Source organism: Sphingomonas sp. P4_D12, from assembly GCF_056401895.1.
This window is the reverse complement of sequence record NZ_JBFUIL010000010.1, coordinates 173,210-196,223: the sequence shown is the minus strand read 5'-3', so window position 1 is coordinate 196,223 and position 23,014 is coordinate 173,210. Positions and strand designations below refer to the sequence as shown.

At 64.8% G+C, this 23,014-nt stretch carries 17 protein-coding genes; 10 read left to right on the top strand and 7 right to left on the bottom strand.

Annotated features, from left to right (window positions below):
* Complete coding sequence (locus AC1DSD_RS18895) at positions 1 to 1,362, bottom strand: hypothetical protein (protein ID WP_478032266.1); 1,362 nt, start codon at positions 1,360 to 1,362, stop codon at positions 1 to 3.
* 154 nt (positions 1,363 to 1,516) lie between these two features.
* Between AC1DSD_RS18895 and AC1DSD_RS18890 the strand changes: the two genes are divergently transcribed.
* From AC1DSD_RS18890 to AC1DSD_RS18850, 9 genes are all read left to right on the top strand, one after another.
* The gene (locus tag AC1DSD_RS18890) at positions 1,517 to 1,981 is read left to right on the top strand and encodes a hypothetical protein (protein WP_478032265.1); all 465 of its coding nucleotides are present in this window, start codon (positions 1,517 to 1,519) and stop codon (positions 1,979 to 1,981) included.
* Between the two features lie 305 nt (positions 1,982 to 2,286).
* Positions 2,287 to 6,438: a DNA-directed RNA polymerase subunit beta gene (gene rpoB / locus AC1DSD_RS18885; protein WP_478032264.1), complete on the top strand. Its 4,152-nt coding sequence runs from the start codon at positions 2,287 to 2,289 to the stop codon at positions 6,436 to 6,438.
* 181 nt (positions 6,439 to 6,619) lie between these two features.
* Complete coding sequence (gene rpoC, locus AC1DSD_RS18880) at positions 6,620 to 10,897, top strand: DNA-directed RNA polymerase subunit beta' (protein WP_478032262.1); 4,278 nt, start codon at positions 6,620 to 6,622, stop codon at positions 10,895 to 10,897.
* Positions 10,898 to 11,420: 523 nt separating this feature from the next.
* A complete protein-coding gene (locus tag AC1DSD_RS18875; protein WP_478032261.1) occupies positions 11,421 to 13,724 on the top strand; it encodes a TonB-dependent receptor in 2,304 nt (767 codons plus the stop codon).
* 190 nt (positions 13,725 to 13,914) lie between these two features.
* Positions 13,915 to 14,838, top strand: a complete 924-nt coding sequence (locus tag AC1DSD_RS18870) for a metallophosphoesterase family protein (RefSeq protein ID WP_478032259.1) — start codon at positions 13,915 to 13,917, stop codon at positions 14,836 to 14,838.
* A gap of 18 nt (positions 14,839 to 14,856) precedes the next feature.
* Positions 14,857 to 15,258 (top strand): cupredoxin domain-containing protein, encoded by a 402-nt coding sequence (locus tag AC1DSD_RS18865; protein WP_478032257.1) that lies wholly within the window; start codon positions 14,857 to 14,859, stop codon positions 15,256 to 15,258.
* A 58-nt stretch (positions 15,259 to 15,316) separates the two neighbouring features.
* Positions 15,317 to 15,880, top strand: a complete 564-nt coding sequence (locus tag AC1DSD_RS18860) for a sigma-70 family RNA polymerase sigma factor (protein ID WP_478032256.1) — start codon at positions 15,317 to 15,319, stop codon at positions 15,878 to 15,880.
* Positions 15,877 to 16,611: an anti-sigma factor family protein gene (locus AC1DSD_RS18855; protein WP_478032255.1), complete on the top strand. Its 735-nt coding sequence runs from the start codon at positions 15,877 to 15,879 to the stop codon at positions 16,609 to 16,611. Before AC1DSD_RS18860 ends, AC1DSD_RS18855 begins: the two co-directional genes overlap by 4 nt.
* Positions 16,612 to 16,724: 113 nt before the next feature.
* Positions 16,725 to 17,228, top strand: a complete 504-nt coding sequence (locus tag AC1DSD_RS18850; RefSeq protein WP_478032254.1) for a DUF1993 domain-containing protein — start codon at positions 16,725 to 16,727, stop codon at positions 17,226 to 17,228.
* A gap of 39 nt (positions 17,229 to 17,267) precedes the next feature.
* Here the strand turns inward: AC1DSD_RS18850 and AC1DSD_RS18845 are convergent, their stop codons facing one another.
* From AC1DSD_RS18845 to AC1DSD_RS18825, 5 genes are all read right to left on the bottom strand, one after another.
* Positions 17,268 to 19,025 (bottom strand): phospholipase D-like domain-containing protein, encoded by a 1,758-nt coding sequence (locus AC1DSD_RS18845; protein ID WP_478032253.1) that lies wholly within the window; start codon positions 19,023 to 19,025, stop codon positions 17,268 to 17,270.
* Between the two features lie 62 nt (positions 19,026 to 19,087).
* Entirely contained in the window at positions 19,088 to 19,699 is a 612-nt protein-coding gene (locus AC1DSD_RS18840; RefSeq protein WP_478032252.1) for an ATP-binding cassette domain-containing protein, read from the bottom strand.
* Entirely contained in the window at positions 19,689 to 20,363 is a 675-nt protein-coding gene (gene modB / locus AC1DSD_RS18835) for a molybdate ABC transporter permease subunit (RefSeq protein ID WP_478032250.1), read from the bottom strand. Before modB ends, AC1DSD_RS18840 begins: the two co-directional genes overlap by 11 nt.
* Positions 20,364 to 20,484: 121 nt before the next feature.
* Positions 20,485 to 21,267, bottom strand: a complete 783-nt coding sequence (gene modA / locus AC1DSD_RS18830; protein ID WP_478032248.1) for a molybdate ABC transporter substrate-binding protein — start codon at positions 21,265 to 21,267, stop codon at positions 20,485 to 20,487.
* Positions 21,268 to 21,298: 31 nt separating this feature from the next.
* Positions 21,299 to 21,616 (bottom strand): antibiotic biosynthesis monooxygenase family protein, encoded by a 318-nt coding sequence (locus AC1DSD_RS18825; RefSeq protein ID WP_478032247.1) that lies wholly within the window; start codon positions 21,614 to 21,616, stop codon positions 21,299 to 21,301.
* A gap of 105 nt (positions 21,617 to 21,721) precedes the next feature.
* On the opposite strand from AC1DSD_RS18825, the gene soxR reads away from it, so the two are divergent.
* Positions 21,722 to 22,165 carry a redox-sensitive transcriptional activator SoxR gene (gene soxR, locus AC1DSD_RS18820; RefSeq protein WP_478032246.1) on the top strand — a complete coding sequence of 148 codons (444 nt, stop codon included), beginning with the start codon at positions 21,722 to 21,724 and terminating at the stop codon, positions 22,163 to 22,165.
* Positions 22,166 to 22,168: 3 nt separating this feature from the next.
* Here the strand turns inward: soxR and AC1DSD_RS18815 are convergent, their stop codons facing one another.
* A complete protein-coding gene (locus AC1DSD_RS18815; RefSeq protein WP_478032245.1) occupies positions 22,169 to 23,011 on the bottom strand; it encodes a DUF1444 domain-containing protein in 843 nt (280 codons plus the stop codon).
* Positions 23,012 to 23,014 lie beyond the last annotated feature (3 nt).

Genomic DNA, 23,014 nt, shown 5'->3' with positions numbered 1-23,014 from the left:
TCAGGCGTGTTGCGGTTCGCCGCGCAGTTCAGCGCCGACATTTTCGTGCATCGACGAGCGGCTCAGTTCGAGCGGATCCAGGCCCGAGCCGCCTTCTTCGGGCGTAACGCCGATCATGAACGACGCCGAGGTGCGGCCTTCGCTACCGTCTTCGAGCGTGTACCGAGCGTCGGCGACGATGATCGGACGGATCGTATCGGGCAAATTCTCGCCCATGTCCGACTTGAGCAACGCCAGCGTGGCGTCGATCCGCTTACCCTCACCGGGATTGATCGTGACCGGGTCGGTCGTCGCATCCGACGGCGGGCTCAGCAACAGGCGCTCCATCTCGGTCCCGTTGGGATCGCTCGACAGCAAGAAGGTCGAGATGCGCACGTCGCGGGCAGGAACGGTGCCGGAATTGCCCACGGTCAGCTCGATTTCGACCAGCGCTTCGTCGACATTGGTACCGGCGCGCACCGGACGCATCGCGAATTCGAGCCACGGGCGCTCGGCGATCGGCGCGGTGCCGGCGGTGAGCTCGGCCACTTCGTCGACCGGGGGCGTTGACATCTCGACCGCATCCGGCGCCGCGATGACTGGTTCCATCGCGGCGGTAGCGGCCCCGATGGGCGCCCCGCGGCGCAGATATTCGGGCTCCTTGCGCGGTTCGGCCTTGGCGACCGGTACCGGCGGGATCACCGGAGCGACGGCCACCGGCTCAGGCTGTGGTTCGACATAGCTGTCTTCGACATAGGCCGGCTCATAATCATCCTCGCGACGGCGGCCGCGCATGGCGAGCGCCGCGCCGAGAATGACCGCGAGCAGCGCGATACCGCCGGCGATCCATGCCCAGAACGGCACTTCGGTGGTGGTGGTGTCCGACTGGGTCGATGTCGTGTCGGCGGCAGGCGCCGCCGGTTCATTGGCCGGCGCGGCGGCGGGCGCCGGAGCCGGGGCCGCGGCGGTTGTATCCGCCGGCGGCGTTACCAGGGCCGGCGCGGGGGCGGCAGCTTGCGGTGCCGGGGCGGGCGCCGCCTCGGGAGCCGGTGCCGGAGCTGGTCGCGCCGCCGAGGCGGTGCGGGTATGCGTCACTGTCCGCGTGGTCCGCGTCGCGCTGCGGGTCGCCGTGGCGGCGCGCGGTGCCGGTTTGGCGGCGGGTTCTTCGGCCGCCGACGCAGCCGGCGGCGTGCCGTCGGGTACCGTGCGCACCACCGGTGGGATCGGCACCGTCGCGGTCGCCGGCGGCGTGACGATCACCGGTTGCGCGGGCGCGGTCTGCGGCGTCGTATCCTGCGCGAAGACGGGGGTTGAGACGAGCGCAGTGGCGACGAGGAGGGGCGCCAGTGCGCGGGCTTTGCGGGGGGCAAATTGCTGTTTCATGACGGTGTCACAATGAGTGGAACCCGCCCGTGGTTCCTCGTTTCGTCGCCGTCCGGCCGAGCGGTTTTTCGCGATGAGGCGAGCAACCCATTGAATCATCGTTATAAAGAAAGGACAATTTTGCACTTACTTTTTTCGGTCATACAGTCCCGAAATGACTATCGGCCTCATTCTGGGCGCCATCATGGCCTCCAGCGCCCCTGCCCCGCAGACCGTGTTCACTTGTCGCGCTGGCGGCAAGCGCATTGCCGTTACCCTGCACGGCGATCGCCTGATCTATAGTTTCGGTCCGCCCGGTCGGCCGGAGATCAGTCTCACGGGCAGCCCGAATGGCGGCGTCTTCTATCACCGCACGCTGTACAATCGCGGCGAGGATCAGACGCTGCGCTTCGTCGGCGGGCAGTGGAACTACATCCTGTTCAACCGCTGGCAGGCGCCGCAGCAATTGAGCGGGGAGCGGATCGAGCCCGAATATAATGTCTCGGGCGTGTTGGTGATGAAAGATGGGAAGCTGGTGCGGCGGATCGACTGCAATAAGGGCAGCGGAAACCTGACCGAATGGCCAATCTTCAAACAGCTCAAGCTGGATGAGGAGAATGTAACCCCCAACGATGCCTGAAGACTGGGCCTGAAGATAGGGCCTGAAGATTGGGCCTGAACATTGGTCCAGAAAAAATGCGCCAGGCGTTTGACACTCTCCAACACGCTACCTATATCGCGCTCCTCACCACAGCTTTCGGGAAATGACACGGCGTCGCGCACCGGGTCGATCGAATTGGAAGCTGTCGGTTCACACGACGCTAGAAGCTGCACCGTCCACGGCCGGAAACGGAAGTAGGATGGAGCGGCTTTTTTGCGTCGCGATGCGTGCCCGCCTCGGGGATCCGGGGCACGAATATCAAGCTGACGAGGCAAAAAACCCACATGGCGACCAAAGCGATCGAAGGCACCGCAAAGCGGCGCATCCGCAAGGTTTTCGGCAACATCCACGAAGTGGTGCAGATGCCGAACCTGATCGAGGTTCAGCGCGAATCCTACGAACAGTTCCTGCGCAGCGATCCATCGATCGGCTACGTGTCCGGCCTGGAAAAGACCCTGCGCTCGGTCTTCCCGATCCGCGACTTCGCCGGCACTGCCGAGCTCGACTTCGTCAATTACGAGCTCGAGCCGCCCAAGTTCGACACCGACGAATGCCGCCAGCGCGGCATCACTTATGCGGCGCCGATGCGCGTTACCTTGCGCCTGATCGTGTTCGAGGTGGATCCCGATACGGATGCCCGCTCGGTGCTCGATATCAAGGAGCAGGACGTCTACATGGGCGACATGCCGCTCATGACCGAGAACGGCACCTTCATCGTCAACGGTACCGAACGCGTCATCGTCAGCCAGATGCACCGCTCGCCGGGCGTGCTGTTCGACCATGACCGCGGCAAGACCCACGCCTCGGGCAAGTATCTGTTCGCGGCGCGCGTGATCCCGTATCGCGGCTCGTGGCTCGACTTCGAGTTCGACGCCAAGGACATCGTCAACGTCCGTATCGACCGCAAGCGCAAGCTGCCGGTCACCGCGCTGCTTTATGCGCTCGGCCTGACGTCCGAGGACATCCTCAACTATTTCTACAACCGCGTGACCTTCGTCCGCGGCCCCAACGGCTGGCAGATTCCCTTCCAGCCGGAGAATTGGCGCGGCGCCAAGCCGATGTTCGACATCGTCGACGCCAAGTCGGGCGAGATCATCTTCCCGGCCGGCCAGAAGGTCAGCCCGCGCGCTGCCAACAAGGCGCAGAAGGACGGCCTCGAGACGCTGTTGATCCCGACCGAGGAGATCTACGGCCGTTATTCGGCCTACGATCTGATCAACGAGAAGACCGGCGAGATCTATATCGAAGCGGGCGACGAGTTCGGCATCGAGAATCTCGAGAAGCTGGACGCCGCCGGGATCGACCGCGTCGAGCTGCTCGACATCGATCACGTGTCGACTGGCCCGTGGATCCGCAACACGCTCAAGGCCGACAAGGCCGAAGAGCGCGAGCAGGCGCTGTCGGACATCTACCGCGTCATGCGCCCCGGCGAACCGCCGACGCTCGAGACCGCGGAGTCGCTGTTCGCAGGTCTGTTCTTCGACCCCGAGCGCTATGACCTGTCGGCGGTCGGCCGCGTCAAGCTCAACATGCGCCTGGACCTGGATGCCGAGGATACGGTCACCACGCTCCGCACCGAGGACATCCTCGCGGTGGTCAAGACGCTGGTCGACCTCAAGGACGGCAAGGGCGAGATCGACGATATCGACAATCTCGGCAACCGCCGCGTGCGTTCGGTCGGCGAGCTGCTCGAGAACCAGTATCGCGTCGGGCTGCTGCGCATGGAGCGTGCGGTCAAGGAGCGCATGAGCTCGGTCGACGTGTCGACTGTCATGCCCAACGACCTGATCAACGCCAAGCCTGCGGTTGCCGCGGTGCGCGAGTTCTTCGGCTCGTCGCAGCTGTCGCAGTTCATGGATCAGACCAACCCGCTCTCCGAAGTGACGCACAAGCGTCGCGTTTCGGCGCTCGGGCCGGGCGGCCTCACCCGCGAGCGCGCGGGCTTCGAGGTCCGCGACGTCCACCCGACCCACTATGGCCGCATCTGCCCGATCGAAACGCCGGAAGGCCCGAACATCGGTCTGATCAACAGCCTGGCGTCGTTCAGCCGCGTCAACAAATACGGCTTCATCGAAACGCCGTACCGCAAGGTCATCGACAATAAGGTGACCACCGACGTCGTCTATCTGTCGGCGATGGAAGAGGCCAAGCACACGATCGCGCAGGCCAACGCCGAAACCGACGACGACGGCAAGCTGACCGAGGAGCTGGTCTCCGCGCGTCAGGCCGGCGAATTCCTGATGGCGCTGCCCGAGAACATCACGCTGATGGACGTGAGCCCCAAGCAGCTCGTGTCGGTCGCGGCGTCGCTCATTCCGTTCCTGGAAAACGACGACGCCAACCGCGCGCTGATGGGATCGAACATGCAGCGCCAGGCGGTGCCGCTGGTCCAGGCCGAGGCGCCGTTCGTCGGCACCGGCATGGAAGAGACGGTGGCGCGTGACTCGGGCGCGGCAATCGCCGCCAAGCGTTCGGGCATCGTCGACCAGGTCGACGCCACCCGTATCGTGATCCGCGCGACCGGTGAGGTCGAAGCCGGCAAGTCGGGCGTCGACATCTACACGCTGATGAAGTTCCAGCGCTCGAACCAGAACACCTGCATCAACCAGCGTCCGCTGGTGAAGGTAGGCGACGTAATCAACACCGGCGATGTCATCGCCGACGGTCCGTCGACCGAGTTCGGCGAGCTGGCGCTCGGCCGCAACGCGCTCGTCGCGTTTATGCCGTGGAATGGCTATAACTATGAGGATTCGATCCTCATCAGCGAGCGTATCGTCAAGGACGACGTCTTCACCTCGATCCACATCGAGGAATTCGAAGTCATGGCCCGCGACACCAAGCTCGGGCCGGAAGACATCACCCGCGACATCCCCAACGTCGGCGAGGAAGCGCTCCGCAACCTCGACGAGGCGGGCATCGTCTACATCGGTGCCGAGGTCGAGCCGGGCGACATTCTGGTCGGCAAGATCACGCCGAAGGGCGAGAGCCCGATGACGCCGGAAGAAAAGCTGCTCCGCGCGATCTTCGGCGAAAAGGCGTCGGACGTTCGTGACACCTCGCTGCGTCTGCCCCCGGGCGTCGCCGGCACGGTGGTCGAGGTCCGCGTGTTCAATCGCCACGGCATCGACAAGGACGAGCGCGCGATGGCGATCGAGCGCGAAGAGATCGAGCGCCTGAAGAAGGACTCGGACGACGAGCGCACGATCCTCAATCGCGCGACCTGGTCGCGCCTGCGGGAAATGCTGATCGGTCAGGTCGCCACGGCGACGCCGAAGGGCCTCAAGAAGGGCTCGGAGATCGATCAGGACCTGCTCGACAGCGTCGACCGCCACGAATGGTGGAAGTTCGCGGTCCAGGACGACAAGGTCCAGTCGGACCTCGAAGCGGTCAAGGGTCAGTATGATGACGCGGTAAAGCTCATCAAGGACAAGTTCGAGGACCGCCGCGAGAAGCTCGAGCGGGGCGACGAACTGCCGCCTGGCGTGCTCAAGATGGTCAAGGTCTTCGTCGCGGTGAAGCGCAAGCTGCAGCCGGGCGACAAGATGGCCGGCCGTCACGGCAACAAGGGCGTCATCAGCCGCATCCTGCCGGCCGAGGACATGCCGTTCCTGGCGGACGGTACCCCGGTCGATCTGGTGCTCAACCCGCTGGGCGTGCCGTCGCGCATGAACGTCGGGCAGATCTTCGAGACGCATCTGGGCTGGGCCGCGCGCGGCCTGGGGCAGCAGATCACCCAGGCGCTCGAGGATTGGCGTGAGGCCAATCCGGACGCCAAGGCGGGCGCAATGCCCGAAGCGGTCCGGGATCGTCTGAAGGTGATCTATGGCGAGCATTATGCGGCGGACATCGACGCGCGTAACGGTACCGAGATCGTCGAGCTGGCGCAGAATCTGAAGGCCGGCGTCCCGATGGGCACCCCGGTGTTCGACGGCGCGCACGAAGGCGACGTGACGGCGATGCTCGAGCTGGCGGGTCTCGACCCGTCGGGTCAGTCGGACCTGTTCGACGGCCGCACCGGCGATCAGTTCGATCGCAAGGTGACGGTGGGCATCATCTATATGCTGAAGCTTCACCATCTGGTCGACGACAAGATCCACGCGCGTTCGATCGGGCCGTACTCGCTCGTCACCCAGCAGCCGCTGGGCGGCAAGGCGCAGTTCGGCGGCCAGCGCTTCGGCGAAATGGAGGTCTGGGCGCTTCAGGCGTACGGCGCCGCCTATACGCTGCAGGAGATGCTGACGGTGAAGTCCGACGACGTGGTCGGCCGCACCAAGGTCTATGAGGCGATCGTCAAGGGTGACGACACGTTCGAGGCCGGCATCCCGGAGAGCTTCAACGTGCTCGTCAAGGAAATGCGCAGCCTGGGTCTCAACGTCGAACTCAAGAACGACGAGCCCGGCGTGGATTCGGACGGCGTGGTGATCGCGGCGGATTAAGCCATCAGCCCTCTCCCGCTTGCGGGAGAGGGCTGGGTGAGGGTCTTCTTTCTTCTTTTTTCTCAGCGCGCCGATCGAAGAAGAAAGAAGACCCTCACCCTCCCACCGCCTGGCGGCGGCGGGCCCCTCCCTCTCCCGCCCGCGGGAGAGGGGAAAGAATTTCAAGGAAGGGTTCATTCCCATGAACGAACTGACCAATTTCGCGAACCCGGTCGCCAAGCCGGAAACCTTCGACCAGATCCAGATCGGCATCGCGTCGCCAGACCGTATCCGCTCGTGGTCGTTCGGCGAGATCAAGAAGCCCGAGACGATCAATTACCGCACGTTCAAGCCCGAGCGTGACGGCCTGTTCTGCGCGCGCATCTTCGGTCCGATCAAGGATTACGAATGCCTGTGCGGCAAGTACAAGCGCATGAAGTACAAGGGCATCGTCTGCGAAAAGTGCGGCGTCGAGGTTACCGTCTCGAAGGTCCGCCGCGAGCGGATGGGCCATATCGAGCTCGCCGCCCCGGTCGCGCACATCTGGTTCCTGAAGTCGCTGCCGTCGCGCATCGGCCTGCTGCTCGACATGCAGCTCAAGCAGCTCGAGCGCGTGCTGTATTTCGAAGCCTATATCGTGATCGAGCCGGGCGTGACCCCGCTCGAACGCTTCCAGCTGCTGACCGAGGACGAGCTCCTCGAAGCGCAGGACGAATATGGTGAGGACGCCTTCACCGCCGGCATCGGCGCCGAAGCGGTCCGCATCATGCTCGAGCAGCTCGACCTGGTCGGCGAGCGCGAGCAGCTGCTGCAGGAACTCGCGACGACCAAGTCGGAGCTGAAGCCCAAGAAGATCATCAAGCGGCTGAAGGTCGTCGAGAGCTTCATCGATTCGGGTAACCGCCCCGAGTGGATGATCCTCGAGGTCGTGCCGGTCATCCCGCCCGAGCTGCGCCCGCTGGTGCCGCTCGATGGCGGCCGCTTCGCGACGTCGGATTTGAACGACCTGTATCGCCGCGTGATCAACCGCAACAACCGCCTCAAGCGGCTGATGGAGCTGCGCGCGCCGGACATCATCGTCCGCAACGAAAAGCGCATGCTGCAGGAAGCCGTCGACGCGTTGTTCGACAACGGCCGTCGCGGCCGCACGATTACCGGCGCCAACAAGCGTCCGCTGAAGTCGCTGTCCGACATGCTCAAGGGCAAGCAGGGCCGCTTCCGTCAGAACCTGCTCGGCAAGCGCGTCGACTATTCGGGCCGCTCGGTCATCGTGACCGGGCCGGAACTCAAGCTGCACCAGTGCGGCCTGCCCAAGAAGATGGCGCTCGAGCTGTTCAAGCCGTTCATCTACGCGCGCCTCGACGCCAAGGGTCTGTCGATGACCCTGAAGCAGGCCAAGAAGTGGGTCGAAAAGGAGCGCAAGGAAGTCTGGGACATTCTGGACGAAGTGATCCGCGAGCACCCGGTTCTGCTCAACCGCGCGCCGACGCTTCACCGTCTCGGCATCCAGGCGTTCGAGCCGGTGCTGATCGAGGGCAAGGCGATCCAGCTTCACCCGCTGGTCTGCTCGGCATTCAACGCCGACTTCGACGGCGACCAGATGGCCGTGCACGTCCCGCTGAGCCTCGAGGCCCAGCTGGAAGCGCGCGTCCTGATGATGTCGACCAACAACATCCTGTCGCCGGCCAACGGCAAGCCGATCATCGTGCCGTCGCAGGACATGGTGCTGGGCCTTTATTACCTGTCGATGCTCAAGGAAAACGAGCCCGGCGAAGGCATGTTGATGTCCGACATGGCCGAAGTGCATCAGGCGCTTCAGGCCGGCGCGGTTACCTTGCACACCAAGGTGATCAGCCGCGTTCCGCAGACCGACGAAGAGGGCAATTCGTACCTCAAGCGGTATGAGACGACCCCGGGCCGCATGCTGCTCGGCGAGTGCCTGCCGAAGTCGCACAAGGTCCCGTTCGAGACCGTCAACCGCCTTCTCACCAAGAAGGACGTCGGCGACGTGATCGACGAGGTCTATCGTCACACCGGCCAGAAGGAGACCGTGCTGTTCGCCGACGCGATCATGGCATTGGGCTTCAAGCACGCGTTCAAGGCGGGCATTTCGTTCGGCAAGGACGACATGATCATCGCCCCGGACAAGGACAAATTGGTCGACGAGACGCGCGATCAGGTGAAGGACTTCGAGCAGCAGTATCAGGACGGCCTGATCACGCAGCAGGAGAAGTACAACAAGGTGATCGACGCCTGGTCGCGTTGCGGTGACCAGGTCGCCAACTCGATGATGAACGAGATCAAGGCGGTGAAGAAGGATCCGGTCACGGGTCGTGAAATGCCGATCAACTCGATCTACATGATGGCGCACTCGGGTGCCCGCGGTTCACAGGCGCAGATCAAGCAGCTCGCCGGCATGCGCGGGCTGATGGCCAAGCCGTCGGGCGAGATCATCGAGACCCCGATCATCTCGAACTTCAAGGAAGGCCTGACCGTCCTCGAATATTTCAACTCGACCCACGGCGCCCGCAAGGGCCTCGCGGACACCGCGTTGAAGACCGCCAACTCGGGCTACCTCACCCGCCGCCTGGTCGACGTGTCGCAGGACTGCGTCGTCATGGAGGAGGATTGCGGTACCGAGCGCGCGCTCGAGATGCGCGCGATCCTGCAGGGCGGGTCGACCATCGCCTCGCTCGGCGAGCGCATCCTGGGCCGCACCACGGCCGAGGACGTGGTCGATGCCAAGACCGGCGAAGTCGTCATCCCGTCGGGCACGTTGCTCGACGAGGCGGCGGTCACGCGGATCGAAGCCATCGGCATCCAGGGGATGAAAATCCGCTCGCCGCTGGTCTGCGAAGCCAAGATCGGCGTCTGCGGCAAGTGCTACGGGCGTGACCTCGCCCGCGGTACCCCGGTGAACATCGGCGAAGCGGTCGGCGTCATCGCGGCGCAGTCGATCGGCGAGCCGGGTACCCAGCTGACCATGCGTACGTTCCACATCGGTGGCGCGGCGCAGCTCAACGAAACGTCCAACCTCGAGGCGCATGCCGACGGCACGGTCGAATTCCGCGACCTGCGTCTGATCGTCGATCAGCGTGGCCGCCGCGTGGTGCTGAGCCGCTCGGGCGAGATCGCGATCAAGGACATGGACGGCCGCGAGCTGTCGGTCGATCGCATCCCGTACGGTGCGTACGTCATGTTCGACGATGGTCACATCGTCAGCAAGGGCGACCGCATGGCCGAGTGGGATCCGTTCACCATGCCGCTGATCACGGAGACCGGCGGTACGGTGAAGTATCAGGACCTCATCGAAGGCAAGACCCTGACCGAACAGGCCGACGAAGCGACGGGTATCACCCAGCGCGTCGTCACCGAGTATCGCGCCGCCACCAAGTCGAAGGAAGACCTCCGTCCGCGCATGACGCTGACGGGTGTCGATACCAACGAAGCCGCGCGCTACATGCTGGCGCCGGGTGCTGTGCTGTCGGTCGAGGACAATGCCACCGTCCAGGCCGGTGACGTGCTTGCCCGTGTCGCTCGCGAGTCCGCCAAGACCCGCGACATCACCGGCGGTCTGCCGCGCGTCGCCGAGCTGTTCGAAGCACGCAAGCCCAAGGAAAACGCGATCATCGCGCGGGTCTCGGGTCGCGTCGTGTTCGGCAAGGACTACAAGGCCAAGCGCAAGATCGGGATCCAGCCCGAGGACGGCGGCGAGGTCGTGGAGTATCTGATCCCGAAGTCGAAGGTGATCGACGTTCAGGAAGGCGACTACGTCAAGCGTGGCGACAATCTGATCGGCGGCTCGCCCGATCCGCACGACATTCTCGAGGTGCTCGGCATCGAGCCGCTCGCGGAATATCTCGTGTCGGAAATCCAGGAAGTCTATCGACTCCAGGGCGTGAAGATCAACGACAAGCACATCGAGGTGATCGTTCGCCAGATGCTGCAGAAGGTCGAGATCACCGACGGCGGCGACACCACCCTGCTCGCCGGCGAGCAGGTCGACCGCACCGAGATGGACGAGACCAACGAAAAGCTCGCCCCCGGCCAGCAGCCCGCCCAGGGCAAGCCGGTCCTGCTCGGCATCACCAAGGCGTCGCTGCAGACCCGCAGCTTCATCTCGGCGGCGTCGTTCCAGGAGACCACCCGCGTCCTCACCGAGGCGGCGGTCCAGGGCAAGCAGGACACGCTGATCGGCCTCAAGGAGAACGTCATCGTCGGCCGTCTCATCCCTGCCGGTACCGGTGCGGGCATGAACCGCCTGCGCGTGGCGGCCTCCAGCCGCGACGCCGCGCTCCGCGTCCAGCAGCGTGCGCTGCAGGAAGTGCTGATCGCGCCGAACTCGGCGGCCGAAGAGCGTGCCGCCGAAAAGCTGCGTGACACTGCCGACGATACCGGCAGCGATGCGCTCGCCCGGGTCACGCCGAGCGGCCACGGCACCGACGCGGATGCCGGGGAGTATCTGAACGAGAGCGAATAAGCTCCTCGCTCGGCACTCTCGGCCGAAACGAATAACCGCCGTCCGGGCAACCGGGCGGCGGTTTTTCGTTGTGGCGATTACATCGCTCGAACGCGGGAGCTGCGATGCGCCTGCGGCGGGAGGGCGTACTGTGCCGATCGGCTTCAACCGTCATGCCGGGCTTGTTCCGGCATCCACCGTTCCGCACACCCATCGGCCGTTGGCGTCGCCGCACGGTGGACCCCGGGACGAGCCCGGGGTGACGCGGGTGGGAAGGTCAACCGCAATTTCAGCCTGAGTATTTTCGGCTGATCGTGGTAGTGCGACAACCTACCGATCACTCCACCTTGGCGGGGACAATCGGAAAGTAACAACCGCCTCTGTTGCCAGTTCGCATCACCGTGCGGCTTTTCGTCCCGTCACCCCAGTCCTTGCGATCGCTCGGCCTTTTTGGCCCATGACGGTCATGTTACGACTTTGCGCAAGATCCGGGACACACGGAGTCGCAACGGCGGGGATGCCGATCTTCGATTCAGGGGGATTCATGAACTCGTTGTCCAACCGCTCGCTGGCGCACCGTCTGCTCCTGGGCGCCTCGCCCGCCTTGCTCATCCTTGCCGCATCCCCCGCCATGGCGCGGGCCGACGAGCCCAAAGCGCCGCCGGCAGCCGACGCGCCTGCTCCGCAGGACGATACCGCCCAGGCTGCGGACAAGGGCCTGGGCGATATCGTCGTCACCGCCACGCGCGTGTCGGAATCGTCGAAGAACGTACCGGTCGCAGTGACCTCGATCAGCGGCGAAAAGCTCGCGGTGATCAACTCGGGCGGGCTCGACATCCGCTTCCTGTCGTCGCGTACGCCGAGCCTCCAGGCCGAATCGTCGTTCGGCCGCACTTTCCCGCGCTTCTACATACGCGGCCTCGGCAACACCGATTTCGATCCCAATGCCGCGCAGCCGGTGTCGGTGGTCTATGACGATGTCGCGCTCGAAAACGCGATGCTCAAGTCGTTCCCGGTGTTCGATCTCAAGTCGGTCGAAGTGCTGCGCGGGCCGCAAGGCACCTTGTTTGGCCGCAACACGCCCGCCGGCGTGATCAAGCTCGATTCGGCCAAGCCGACCGACGACAAGGTCGGCGGCTATGCCAGCGCGAGCTGGGGCACGTTCAATACGGTCAATGCCGAAGCCGCGCTCAACCTGCCGCTCGGCGGCGGTTTCGCCTTCCGCGCCTCGGGCCTGCTCCAGCGACGCGACAATTGGGTGACCAACACCTCGGCCACCGGCTTTGCCGACAAGAAGCTGGAGGGGTATCGCGACCTCGCCGGCCGGTTCCAGCTCGGTTATTCGAGCGGCAATTTCAACGCGCTGATCAATTTTCACATTCGCGATCTCGATGGCACGCCGCGTGTGTTCCGCGCCGGCCTGTTCAAACAGGGCAGCAACGATTTCTCGGCCGGGTTCGAACCGAACAAGGTCGCGCTCGACGGCTATACCAGCCAGAGCATGACGCAATGGGGCACCAACCTGCGGCTGGATTACCATTTCGACGGCGCCGGCACGCTCTATTCGGTCACTGCTTACGAGAAGGCCAAGGTCGAGAGCACCGGCGATATCGATGGCGGCAACAACTACGTTTTCCCTGCGCTCGGGCTGAACAACGCTTTGTTCCCGTCGAACACCGGCGGGATCACGCGGCCGGCGGAATTCAGCCAGGAACTGCGGTTCGTCAGCGACGAGTTCAACGGATTCCGCCTCCAGGGCGGCCTCTATTATTTCCACCAGACGCTCAAATATCACGAATATGACTACAAATTCCCGGCCACCGGCAGCCGCGCTGCCGACCTCGACCAGGATCTGTTCCACGACAACAAGAACGAGAATTGGGGTGCCTTCGCCTCGGTCGAATACAAGCCGGTCGACAAGCTGACGTTGCGCGCGGGCGGGCGTTATTCGCACGACCACAAGGAAGACCTGATCACCGGTTATTCGCCCAATCTGTTCGGCGCCGTGCTGCCGAGCCTCGCCAAGGTGAGCGGCGGCGATTTCACCTGGGACGTCAGCGCGACCTATGCCGTGTCGCCGCAGGTTAACCTCTATGCGCGCGCCGCGACCGGCTATCTCGGCCCGGCGATCCAGGACCGCGTGACGTTCGGCAGCCGGCAGACCACTGCGGGCAAGCAGACCACCTTGTCTGGCGAAGCGGGCATCAAGGGCGAAACCGCGGATCGCACCGTCCGTTTCTCGTTCGACGGCTATTGGTGGCGCACCAACGACCTGCAGATCACCGCGGTCGGCGGCTTGTCCAACTCGGCGCATCTGCTCAACGCCAAGCGCGCGGTCGGTTATGGTGTCGAGGCCGAACTCGATATGCGCCCGATCCCGCAGCTGACGCTGACCGCGAGCGGCAGCTACAATTTCACCGAGATCCAGGACCCGAGCATCACCATCGGCGTGTGCGGATCCTTGTGCACCGTGACCGATCCGCTGGCGAGCCCGGGTCAGGCGATCATCGACGGCAATCGCCTGCCCCAGGCGCCGCGCTGGGTGGCGAACTGGACCGCGCGTTATTCGATCCCGCTCGGCGACGGCCGTGAAATCTACGCCTATACCGACTGGGCCTATCGCAGCAGCATCAACTACTTCCTCTACGAAGCGAAGGAGTTCCGCGGGCGGCCGATGCTCGAAGGCGGCCTCAAGATCGCCTATTCGACGCCGCGTTACGAAGTCAGCGCCTTCGCGCGCAACATCACCAACCAGTTCCGCGCGATCAGTGCGATCGACTTCAACAATCTGACCGGCATGATCAGCGAGCCGCGGATCATTGGCGGCGCGTTCCGGGTGAAATTCTGACGCACCCAGGATTGGATCCAATATCCAATATCCAATCGCTGATTCCGCGTGCGGGCGATCACAGCCCGCTACCGATCAGCCAAGGGATCACCGAACGCCGTCCGGAGATTTTCCGGGCGGCGTTTGTTTTTCGGGAATAACCCGCCGCATCCCTCCGTCCTGATCCTCGAACCGCAATGGAGCGAGGGACATGGGACGCGAAATCGAGCGCCGCGAGGCGCTGAAATGCATGGCCTGGGCGGGCACCGGCGCGCTCTACGCGCTGAGCGGCGGTATCGCCCGCAGCGCCATTCTGGACAGCGCCGGCGCCGGCACCGCGCCTACCGCCGGCTTCACTTTCCTCCAGCTCAGCGACAGCCATATCGGCTTCGACAAGGCGGCCAATCCCGACGCGCGGGCGACGTATCGCGAAGCCATCGCCAAGGTGAAGGCGCTGGCGGTCAAGCCGGACTTCATCATCCACACCGGTGATATCACGCAGCTGTCGCGCGATAACGAATTCGACGATGCCGACCAGATCCTGCGCGAGACGGGCATTCCCGCCTTCTTCGTCCCGGGTGAGCACGACATGGTCGATGAAGGCGGCGGCAAAGCGTTTCTCGATCGCCACGGCAAGGGCAGCAAAGGCGCCGGCTGGTTCAGCTTCGACCATCAGGGCGTGCATTTCGTCGGGCTGGTCAACGTCGCCGACCTCAAGCCCGGCGGCATGGGCAATCTCGGCGCCGCGCAGCTCGCCTGGTTCAAGGCCGACCTAGCGGGCCGCAGCGCGTCCACGCCGATCGTGGTGTTCGCGCACATCCCGCTGTGGACAGTCTACGAACAATGGGGCTGGGGCACCGGCGACGCGCAGGCGGCGCTGGCGCTGCTCAAGCGGTTCGGCTCGGTGACGATCCTCAACGGCCATATCCATCAGATCGTGCAGAAGGTCGAAGGCCGGATGACCTTCCACACCGCACGCTCGACCGCCTTTCCGCAGCCTGCGCCGGGCACTGCCCCCTCGCCCGGCCCGCAAGTCGTGCCGCCGGGCCAGCTCCGCTCGGTGCTCGGCATCACCGACGTGACTTTCCGTCGCGGCGACCAGCGGATCGCGCTGATCGATTCCACGCTCGCCTAGAACCTTTGGAGATTTGAGATGCACTCCCGTTTGATGATTGCCGTGCTCATTCCTGTCGCGGCGGTCATGACCTCACTTGCCTCGGGCCGCGCCCATCCCCCTGTCGCGGCATCGGCCCGGGGCAAGACCTTGTCGGCTCGCCCCGCGGCAACGCCAGCTGCCTCCGGTCCGGTTGCGGTCCATATCTCCAACTTCACCTTCGGCCCGAAGATGGTGACGGTGAAGGTCGGCCAGACCGTCACCTGGACCAATGACGACGATATCCCGCACACCGTGGTCGCGACCGACAAGAGCTTCCGGTCGAAGGTGCTCGACACCGGCCAGTCGTTCAGCTTCACCTTCACCAAGTCCGGCCAGGTCGCCTATTTCTGCTCGCTCCATCCGATGATGACGGGCAAAGTGACCGTCGCGGCGCGCTGAGGCGGAGAGCGGAGAGGTGATCGGCGGGTTTCGCCCAAGACTGGTCGGCGGTCGGGACGTGAAGCCCGGTCCCGAGCTGCGCTTTCGCGAACTGATGCTGCCGCACCTCGACGCCGCCTATAATCTGGCCCGCTATTTGACCAATGACGCCAGCATCGCCGAGGACGTGGTGCAGGAGGCTTTCCTGCGCGCGTTCCGCTCGTTCGAGACCTATCGCGGCGGGCCGCCCCGCGCCTGGCTGTTCGCGATCCTTCGCAATTGCTGGCGCGATCGCGTCGGCGAGCAGATCCGGCGCGAGCGGGTCGTGGTGTCTGATGCGAGTTTGTCCGAAGCGCAATCCGAAGCGGTTGCCGCGATTCCGGCGGATAGCGACACGCCCGAGGAATCGCTGGCCCGTGCGCGCGAGGTCGATACGGTGCGCGGGGTGATTGCCGCGCTTCCCGAACCCTTTCGCGAAACCCTGATCCTGCGCGAGATGGAAGACATGTCGTATCGCGAAATCGCCTCGGTGACCGGCGTGCCGATCGGCACCGTAATGTCCCGGCTGGCGCGCGCGCGCGAGATGCTGGCGAAGCTGCTGCTTCCCACCCGCGCCGCCGGGCAACAGGAGCGCCAGGCATGACATGTCCCGATCCGATGCTGCTCCATGCACTGCTCGACAACGAACTCGACGCCGCCAATGTGGCGACGGTCGAGGCGCATTTGCGGTCCTGCCCCGATTGCGCGGCCGAGTTCGAGCAATTGAAGCACCTCCACCAGATCGTCGCCGATCCGGCGCTGCGCCATGCCACGCCCGAAGGCCTGCGCGATCGCATCGATGCCGCGCTGCCCACCACTCAGCGCGCCGCCAATCCGTGGCCCGCGCGGCTCGGCTGGGGTGCCGGCGGGGCGATCGCGGCGGGCTTGGCGCTGACCCTGGCCATTCCGCAGCAATCGGCGACGAGCGGGCTCGAGCAGCAGATGGTCGCGAGCCATGTCCGCTCGCTGCTTGCCGACCATCTGGTCGACATCCCGACCTCCGACCGCCACGTCGTCAAGCCGTGGTTCAACGGCAAGATCGACTTCTCGCCACCCACTCCGGACCTCAAGGCCGCGGGTTTCCCGCTGGTCGGCGGACGGCTCGATTATATCGGCGGCCGCGTCGTCCCGGCGATCGTCTATCGCCGCAATCTCCACACGATCAACGTCTTCGCCTGGCCGGCGGGCAAGGCACCCTCGGGCGAGACGATGGCGAGCGATGGCTACACGCTCGTCCATTGGCGCCAGGGCGATCTCGATTTCTGGGCGGTGTCGGATGTCGCCGGCGGCGATCTCGACCAGTTTCGCACGGCGTTCATCGCCGCCACGCGCTGAATTTTTGGCGAAACGGTAAAAAACTGAACGAGACGGGTTTTCATTCGCAACCCAAGTCCTATGTCCTGCTCGCGGGCGCCGATCGGCAGCCCGTTTCTCTAGGGGAGAATCCAGTGGCTACCGAACTTTACGCCCTTACCGCGCCTGTCTTCGTGCGCGCGCTGACCAATCTCGACAAGATCATCGACAAGGCCCGCGCCTTCGCCGCCGACAAGGGAATCGACGAGCAGGAACTGCTCGACGCCCGGCTGATCGGGGACATGGGCAATTTCATCTCGCAGATCCAGCGCGCCAGCGATTCGGCCAAGGGCTGCATGGTGCGCCTCGGCGGGGTCGAGAATGTCGTGATGGAGGACAATGAGGCAAGCTTCGACGACGTCAAGGCACGCATCGCCAAGACGATCGACTTCGTGAAGTCGGTGCCCGCCGAAGCGATCGACGGCAAGGAAGAGGCCGAGGTCCTGCTCAAATTCCCCAATGGCGAGTTCAAGTTCGCCGGGCGCGATTTCCTGCTCGGCTTCGTCCACCCGAACTTCTATTTCCACGTCACGACCGCCTATGCGCTGTTGCGCATGAAGGGCGTGCCGATCGGCAAGATGGACTTCCTGGGCGGCTGACCGCTGCAGAGACGGCCGGCGCTCGCTKGGCGCCGGCCGTCAGTGGCCGAACAACAATCGGTCGCGGAGATATTGGCTATCGGCCCGGTAATAGCGTTCGAACCAGGCCGGCTTGCCGCTCAGCGCGGTCGGCTTGGCGAGCGTCAAGGGCGATGCGTCGCCGGCTTTGGCGCCCTTTGGTTTGACCTTCGCGTCCTTCATTTTCGAGCGGAAATGCAAATGGTCGAACAAGCGCACCGCCTCGATCGCATAAGCGGTGGCGACAATCGGGTCCTGGATCATCACCAGGTGATCGCCGTTACCGCCCTCGCCGCTCGGTGACAGGTTGGACGACCCGGTGAAGACCTTGGCGGTCGGCAGGCCGAAATCGGTGACGACGAACTTGTTGTGCAGGTTGATGCCTTTACCGCCCTGCCACTCGGCCCCGAACGGCGGCGGCGCGTTCTTGGCGAGATAGCCGAAGTCGACCACGCCGATCGTGCCGTCGGGCTTGTAGACATCGAGCCTGCTCGGCTTGGCCTCGGCACCGGCCTTGGGCTCGGCGCCGGCCTTGTCGACCACGCCGTAGCTGAATATCGGTCGCGTCGCGAGACGATCGATCGCTGTCCGCACCGACCCGCTCTTGGTCTGGTTGAGAAAGGCGATCGAGAAGAAGACCGACGAGGTCGCCTGATCGATCGCCGCGCCGACCGGGGACAGCCCTATCTCTTTATCGGAATGCGGCGACAGCGCGATCTGTACGATCGGCTTACCCGGCGTCGTGAAGGCGTACCATTTGCGGGCCATCTCCGATGCCGAGAATGTCTCGGGCTGGTGGAACGCCGCGTCGAAATAATCGCCGAACAGTCCGGCGATAGCAGGATCGCTGAACAGCAACGCATTGTTCGCCTGGATGTAGAAGCCACGGTAGCTGAAGTTGGTCGACCCAAGCAGCACGCGTTGAGCCACCCCGTTGCGCCGCAGGATGATCACCTTGTTGTGCTGCAGTCCCTTGAAATGCATCCGGACGATCTGGCCGCCGGTGCTCGCCAACAGCCGCGCAGATGCCTTCCCTTCGGCGCCGTCAGGCTGGTTGTGATCCTTGGGGCTGTCATCGATCACCGCGCGCAGCCGGGGTCCCAGCTTCTCGAGGCGATCGACCAGCCAGCCGAGGTTGAGGTCATAGGCGAAGAAATCCACGGCCAGCGTCGTGTCCGCGACTGCCTCATCGACCAGTGATTGTACGATCGCCGCGGCCTCGAAGCCGAGCCAGGTATAGGGATTGTCGTCGCTCGCAATCGCCGGGTCGAATGGCGGCGAGAATTCGAGACCCACGGCGTTGGTTGCCGGCAGAATGTCGTCGCGATTCCCGAACTTGTCGCGATAGGCTTGCGAAGACGCGAATGCGCGAGTGAAACCGATGTCGAGGAAACCCGGATGCGTGACGGGATTGAGGTTGATGGTGGCGACGAGTTGCGTTCCGGCGACCAGCGGCCCCTCTGCCGGCATGTGCATCTTGGTCACGCGATAGGAATAGAGGCCGTCGATCGGATCGTAAGGGAAATGCACCCAGCGGAATTTCTGAAAAGGCGCCTCGGTCGAGGGGAACTGGACGTCGCCATTGACCTTGCTTCCGGCCGGATAGGAAAAGGCCAGACGATTGCGTAGCGGCGCGAACTCGGTCCCACCCGGATGGAGGACCTCGATCGCGAAGCCGACGAAATCTGGTTCCGGCGCGTCGACGTCCATGCCGATCAGACACATGCGCTCGCCACGCCACAATTTCAGGTGAAATCCGTCCTTGCTGGCGCTGTCCATCGCGTTGCCCCTGCCCAAGTGAGATAGCTTTTATCGCATCGCACGATGACAAACCCGCGAATTCACGTCCGCATCGGATCGATCTCGACCATTGTCGTCGCCAGCCGCTCTGCCTGGCCACGATCATGCGTCACCATCAGGATCGGCAGCCGCAGCCTGTCGCGAATGTCGAGGATCGCGCGCTCGACTTCTTGCGCGCGGCCGCGATCGAGCGACGCGGTTGGTTCGTCGAGCAGCAGAAAGGCGGGATCGCTGAGCAAGGCGCGGCCGATCGCGACACGTTTCGCCTCTCCACCTGACAGCGTCCGCGGCCAGCGGTCGAGCAAATGCCCGATATCGAGCAATTGGACGACGTCGTCGATCGCCGCACTCCGCCCCGCGCCGTAGCGCAGGTTCGCCGCAACTTTCAGGTGCGGAAACAACCGCGATTCCTGGAAAACATAGCCCGCGTGCCGGCGCTCGGGCGGTACGTCGATGCCCTCGCCGAACAGTTCGGCGCCACCGACCCGGATATGGCCGCGGTCGGGCCGCAGCAGCCCCGCCACCATATGGAGCACGCTGGTCTTGCCCGCGCCCGACGGGCCGAACAGCACGGTCAGGCCTTCGCCTGCCTCCAGCCGCAGCGCGATCTCGGCGTCGCCGAGCCGCTTCGAGACGTGGAGATCAAACGCCATGGACCATCGCCGCGCGCATCCGCCGCGCGAGCAGTTCGGAGGCGACCAGTGCCGCCAGCGCCACCGCGACCGACAGCGCGGATAATCTGAGCGCGATCGCATCGCCGTCGGGGCGCTGTAGCGCGGCGTAGATCGCCAGCGGCAAAGTCTGGGTCTGGCCCGGCACGTTGGAAACGAAAGTGATCGTCGCGCCGAATTCGCCGAGCGACCGCGCGAAGCCGAGCACGGTGCCGGCCAGCAGGCCCGGCAGGCTCAACGGCAAGGTGATCGTCCAGAAGACGCGCCACGGCCCCGCCCCCAAGGTCCGCGCCGCACCTTCGAGCCGGCGGTCAACCGCTTCGATCGACAGCCGGATCGCGCGCACCATCAGGGGCAGCGCCATGATTCCGGCGGCGATCGCTGCACCGGTCCAGCGAAACAGCACGCCGTCGCTGAAGAAACCGAGCGGCCCGCCCGGCGCGAAAGCCAGCAGCAGGACCCAGCCGGTGACCACCGGTGGCACGACCAGCGGCAGATACACAATCGCCTCGATCAGGATCTTGCCGGGGAAACGTCCGCGCGCGAGCAGCCAGGCGATGGCGAAGGCGACCGGCAATGTCGCGAGGGTAGCGACGAACCCGACGCGTAGCGACAGCGCGACGATTCCCCATTCCTCGGGGGTCAAGCTATGCCCCCGATTTCATCGTCACCCCGGCCCTGTGCCGGGGTCCACTCCTCCCCAGCCGAGCTGAGGAGTTGTTGCGCAGTGGATGCCGGAACAAGCCCGGCATGACGAAGAGGATCGATCACCGCGTCGGCGCTCTAAAACCGAATCGCGCGAAGATCGCGCGGCCGCGCGACGAGAGCAGGAAGCGGCGGAACCCCTCGGCCTCCGGATTGGTCGATCGCGCCAGCCGGGCGACCGGGTACAGGATCGGCGGATGGCTGGTCGGCGGAAACACGCCCGCCACGCGTACCTTAGACGACGCCTTGGCGTCGGTCAGATAGACGATCCCGAACGGCGCCGCGCCGCGCTCGACCAGCGCCAAGGCCGCACGGACATTCTCCGCGCGCACCACCTTCGGGGCGACCGCGGTCCAGGCGCCGAGCTTCTCGAGCGCGGTCTTGCCATATTTGCCGGCCGGCACGCTGTCGGGGTCGGCCATCGCCAGCGGCCCCGCGCTTAATATCCGCGCCAGCCGGACCCCGCCGGCCGGAATCGACGAATGCCGGCCAACAGGCTCGACCACGACCAACCGATTACCGACCAGATCGACGCGCGTCCCCGCGGCGAGCAAGCCTTTGGCCGCGAGTGCGTCCATCCACTCCTCATCGGCCGAGACAAACACATCGCCCGGCGCGCCCGCTTCGGCCTGACGCGCCAAGGTGGACGACGCGGCGAACGAGATCACCGGCCGTGGGTGCCCCGCTTTTGCCCAGGTGTCCGCCGCGGCAGTCAGCGATTCCTGCAGGCTCGCCGCAGCCAGGACGATCGGCGCCTGAGCGGATGGCGCCGCGCCGATCGACAGCGCGGCCAATCCGGCCAGAACAAGGCCCAACACCGGGCGGCGCGTGAACGACTGGACCATGCCGCCGCGCATACACCGCGCGGCGAGCGCCTCAAAGCGCGCGATAAGTCGCGATGTCGGCGCGGATGCCGTGCGCGGCGAAAAAGGCGTTACGATCGAACTGCCGCTTCGCCTGGTGGCGCGCGATCGCGGCGGCGACGATCGGGATTACTTCATCGCTTTCCCATTCGGCGACAGTGACGAAATTATACTCGCCCGGCCCACCGACCTGTTCGAGCAGATCGTGGCGGACGAAGCCGGGCTGCGTGCGCATCACGGCATCGGTTTCGTCGACCGCATCGATGAACGCCTGGCGCGCCGCATCCGGCACGATGAACTTGTCGACGCGATAAAAGGGAGCGGTAGCCATGGATGATGTCTCCTGATGGTCGTGAACCCGGCGCCGGACGATTGCCGGCGCCGCGAGACAGGCCTATGCAACCTCAAGTTTGGTTAAGGTCAAGGGACTTTTCGCATGCAGGACACCCCCGCAATGCTGTCGGTCGGAGAGGTCGCGCGGCGCAGCGGCGTCGCGGTGTCGACGCTCCATTTCTACGAGGCGAAGGGCCTGATCAGCGCGGAACGGTCGGGCGGCAACCAGCGCCGGTTCCGCCGCGGCGTGCTGCGCCGGGTAGCGGTGATCAAGGTAGCGCAACGCACCGGCATCCCACTCGGCGAGATCAAGGCGGCGCTCGACATGCTCCCAGCCGATCGCCCGGTCTCGGGCGAGGATTGGCGGCGCATGTCGGCGGCATGGCGCGACGATCTCGACCATCGCATCGCGCAGCTCACCGCATTGCGCGATCAGCTCGGCAGCTGCATCGGCTGCGGCTGTCTGTCGATGGAGGATTGTCCGTTGCGCAACCCCGCGGACCGGCTGGGTCGGGAGTCGAGCGGACCGCGACTGATACGGGAATGAACGCTACTTCGCCGGGATCCAGCCGGCTGGCGACCATCGATAAACGAGCGACGAGATGCCGCGCGGCGATCGGCCATATTCCTGGTTGATCAATTCGCGCAGCTTGGGAAGATCGTCGGCCGTCTTCGTTGTCCCGACGACGACCTCATCGTCACCCGGGATGGCGACGTAGAGCCGCCCACCGCTGGCCTCATTGAGCGCGCGCCAGCGATCGGGCTGCAGCATCACGCTCGCACCATAATCGTAACCGTTGATCAGAATGATCTTGCCGTCAATTTCGGCGAGCTTGGGCACGGAAGGAAGATCGGCGAGCACTTGTGTCGTGCCTAGATCGAACGCCTGGTCCGCACCGAGCTTCAACTCGCGGAGATCCTCGCTCGTCACCATCCGCGTTCCTTTCGGGAAATCGGCGGCCAGCACCGCCGACACCCCTTCGAATAGCGGGCGGACCAGCGGACGCTTCGTCGGATCAGCGATTGTCGCAAGATAGCCATCCGTGTCGGGCTTGCCGCGCACCACCACGCGCAGCCGGGCCTGGGTCACGGTAAAGTCGGTCGTGGCAAGCGATACAACACTGTCGGCGAAAGTCCTAACCTGGCCGTCGCACGACGCCGCGTCGTTGACAGAGCAAAAATCGGCGACTCGAGCGACGCTGATCTGCTGCGCGTCGCGGCCGGGAAGCTGGAGATCGAACCCCTGCGGATCGGTCGGCATAATTTTGGCCGTTGGCAATTTCGCCTGCACGATCGCGATTACACGCGCACGGACGGACTGACCCTTCGCCACCGCCGTTGGCGGCGCCAATAATGCCAGCGCCGCCAATACCATTCCAGGCCGCCGCATCATGCC

Coding starts and splice junctions, on each gene's coding strand:
- AC1DSD_RS18895 (WP_478032266.1), bottom strand. CDS start 1,362: ATGAAACAGCAATTTGCCCCCCGCAAAGCCCGCGCACTGGCGCCCCTC.
- AC1DSD_RS18890 (WP_478032265.1), top strand. CDS start 1,517: ATGACTATCGGCCTCATTCTGGGCGCCATCATGGCCTCCAGCGCCCCT.
- rpoB (WP_478032264.1), top strand. CDS start 2,287: ATGGCGACCAAAGCGATCGAAGGCACCGCAAAGCGGCGCATCCGCAAG.
- rpoC (WP_478032262.1), top strand. CDS start 6,620: ATGAACGAACTGACCAATTTCGCGAACCCGGTCGCCAAGCCGGAAACC.
- AC1DSD_RS18875 (WP_478032261.1), top strand. CDS start 11,421: ATGAACTCGTTGTCCAACCGCTCGCTGGCGCACCGTCTGCTCCTGGGC.
- AC1DSD_RS18870 (WP_478032259.1), top strand. CDS start 13,915: ATGGGACGCGAAATCGAGCGCCGCGAGGCGCTGAAATGCATGGCCTGG.
- AC1DSD_RS18865 (WP_478032257.1), top strand. CDS start 14,857: ATGCACTCCCGTTTGATGATTGCCGTGCTCATTCCTGTCGCGGCGGTC.
- AC1DSD_RS18855 (WP_478032255.1), top strand. CDS start 15,877: ATGACATGTCCCGATCCGATGCTGCTCCATGCACTGCTCGACAACGAA.
- AC1DSD_RS18845 (WP_478032253.1), bottom strand. CDS start 19,025: ATGGACAGCGCCAGCAAGGACGGATTTCACCTGAAATTGTGGCGTGGC.
- AC1DSD_RS18840 (WP_478032252.1), bottom strand. CDS start 19,699: ATGGCGTTTGATCTCCACGTCTCGAAGCGGCTCGGCGACGCCGAGATC.
- modA (WP_478032248.1), bottom strand. CDS start 21,267: ATGGTCCAGTCGTTCACGCGCCGCCCGGTGTTGGGCCTTGTTCTGGCC.
- AC1DSD_RS18825 (WP_478032247.1), bottom strand. CDS start 21,616: ATGGCTACCGCTCCCTTTTATCGCGTCGACAAGTTCATCGTGCCGGAT.
- soxR (WP_478032246.1), top strand. CDS start 21,722: ATGCAGGACACCCCCGCAATGCTGTCGGTCGGAGAGGTCGCGCGGCGC.
- AC1DSD_RS18815 (WP_478032245.1), bottom strand. CDS start 23,011: ATGATGCGGCGGCCTGGAATGGTATTGGCGGCGCTGGCATTATTGGCG.